We start from the raw sequence: 2,105 nt of genomic DNA on the forward strand, positions 1-2,105 counted from the left end.
TGGAAACTTGTACCGACAGACAAGACACCTGCTGGAAAGCGTGATGATATATCGTTGAGGGAAAAAGAAGCACAGATTAAAAAAGACCTTAACGACGGTATCGATACAGCAGGCGGTAAAATGACAGTCTGCCAGCTCTACGACAAGAAGAACAGCCAAAGAAAGAACATCAAGAGGGCTACTGAAAAAGGACGACAGTATCTTATGAACGCTCTGAAAAATGACCCATTGGGTATGAGGGCGATTGATACTGTTAAGCAGTCGGACGCTAAAGAATGGGCTATCAGAATGAGCGAAAAAGGATACGCCTATAAAACGATTGATAACTACAAGCGTTCCTTGAAAGCGTCATTTTACATGGCGATACAAGACGACTGTATCAGAAAGAACCCGTTTGAATTTAAGCTAAGTGATGTTCTGGAAGATGATACGGAGCAGAAAGTTATCCTTACACCAGAGCAGGAAGAACGCCTGCTTGCCTTTATGGAAAAGGATAAGATTTACAGCAAGTATTATGATGAGGTTGTGCTTCTGCTGGAAACGGGACTTCGTATTTCTGAATTTTGCGGACTAACGACGCATATTGATATGCAGAACAGAATACTCAATATAGACCACCAGTTATTGAAAGACAGCGAAATCGGCTACTATATTGAAACGCCAAAGACCAAAAACGGAAAACGAGAACTTCCATTGACAGAACGGGCTTATCAAGCAATCCAAAGAATACTAAAGAACAGAGGAAAGGCACAACCGTTGATTGTAGGTGGTTATAGCAATTTCCTATTCTTGAACCGTGAGGGCTTACCTAAAGTTGCAGGAAACTATGAGGGCATGGTGCGAGGACTAATTAAGAAGTATAACAAGTATCACACGGACAAGTTACCGAACATCACACCACATTCATTCCGACATACTTACTGTACGAATATGGCAAACAGAGGAATGAACCCAAACACCCTGCAATATCTTATGGGACACGCTAACATAACCATGACACTTGGCTATTATGCACACGGTACATTTCAATCTGCAAAAGCAGAACTGGAAAGACTGGCTTGTTAATATCGGAGCTTATATTTACTACTCATTTACTACTTTTGGTTGCATTTTCATGCTGGTAAATGCCAGCTTATGCAAGGTATCTTCCAAAAAGAAAATACCGATAAAGCCCTAAAATACGGGATATATCGGCATTTACCAACTTATGAAAAGATAATCAGAAATTTAGTAAGTTTTTTCAAAGAAAATATATGCTTTTCTACCACTGTCATCAGTAATTTTACAATAATAATTGTATGTATCGGAATTATTAATTTCTCTAAAATCAGAAACACCATAATATTTATTGTAATCTTCAATGTAAAAACATAAAAGACTTGGTTTAGAAGAAGTTCTACTAGATACCATTACATTATCTATCAAAATTGACATTTGCTTTTTAGTAAGGTTAACTGCTTTGATTTTCTATTTAGCATTAGCAGAAACATAATTAATTTTTGCATCTTCATCAACCTTAGGATTTCCTAAATCAGCCCTAAATTCTTTTTCAGACTTCTCATTTAAATGTTGCCATCCACTTTTACTGTTAGTTGTTGTGGTAGTGACCGTAGTTTCTACCTTATTGATATTTCTTGATACTTCATTACTGTTTTCACTTTTACAACCTACAAAAAGTAAAGCTACCGAAACAACTACAATTAAAATTAACTTTTTCATAAAATCACCCTTAATAAACAATGTTATCTATTGCAATAATTATATCATTATATTTGCCAAAAATATATTATCATTTTTGCTAAAATTTACATCCTATTTATAGACACATTGCTGATAGGTCTTTATCGTTACGATAACTGTCCTTTAGCTATCATCATTGTACAAATAACAAAATTTTCTGTCCTATTAATAATACTTTCCATAACCCGAAAGTGTTGCAATATTTTTAAATTTTTTATTTTTATTGTTATATAAATTTGGTTTTTTCAATTTTGTTTCTGCGTTATGATAAATTAGCTTTGCAAATTAGGGTTTGTGGTGCTAGATGTAAAGTGTTGAATTTTAGCAAATAAGGCTCCCTTGTGTAAAGGGAGCTGTCGCTCGTA

Annotated in this window: 3 protein-coding genes; 1 reads left to right on the forward strand and 2 read right to left on the reverse strand. The window is 35.1% G+C overall.

The features are described from left to right. The coding region (locus tag WMO18_RS10795; RefSeq protein WP_367286605.1) for a tyrosine-type recombinase/integrase at window positions 1–1,065 on the forward strand (1,065 nt) is incomplete at its 5' end. Between the two features lie 162 nt (window positions 1,066–1,227). On the opposite strand, the gene WMO18_RS10800 is transcribed toward WMO18_RS10795, so the two are convergent. Both WMO18_RS10800 and WMO18_RS10805 read right to left on the reverse strand, forming a co-directional pair. After that, window positions 1,228–1,434: a hypothetical protein gene (locus tag WMO18_RS10800; protein WP_367286606.1), complete on the reverse strand. Its 207-nt coding sequence runs from the start codon at window positions 1,432–1,434 to the stop codon at window positions 1,228–1,230. Between the two features lie 33 nt (window positions 1,435–1,467). Further along, a complete protein-coding gene (locus WMO18_RS10805) occupies window positions 1,468–1,719 on the reverse strand; it encodes a hypothetical protein (RefSeq protein ID WP_367286607.1) in 252 nt (83 codons plus the stop codon). Window positions 1,720–2,105: the final 386 nt, after the last annotated feature.

The sequence above is a fragment of the Ruminococcoides intestinihominis genome (genome assembly GCF_040096285.1).
In the GTDB taxonomy this organism is placed as follows: domain Bacteria; phylum Bacillota; class Clostridia; order Oscillospirales; family Acutalibacteraceae; genus Ruminococcoides; species Ruminococcoides intestinihominis.

What these genes read in the sequence shown, in the direction of transcription:
- WMO18_RS10800 (WP_367286606.1), bottom strand. Translation starts at nt 1,434, where the DNA reads ATGTCAATTTTGATAGATAATGTAATGGTATCTAGTAGAACTTCTTCT.
- WMO18_RS10805 (WP_367286607.1), bottom strand. Translation starts at nt 1,719, where the DNA reads ATGAAAAAGTTAATTTTAATTGTAGTTGTTTCGGTAGCTTTACTTTTT.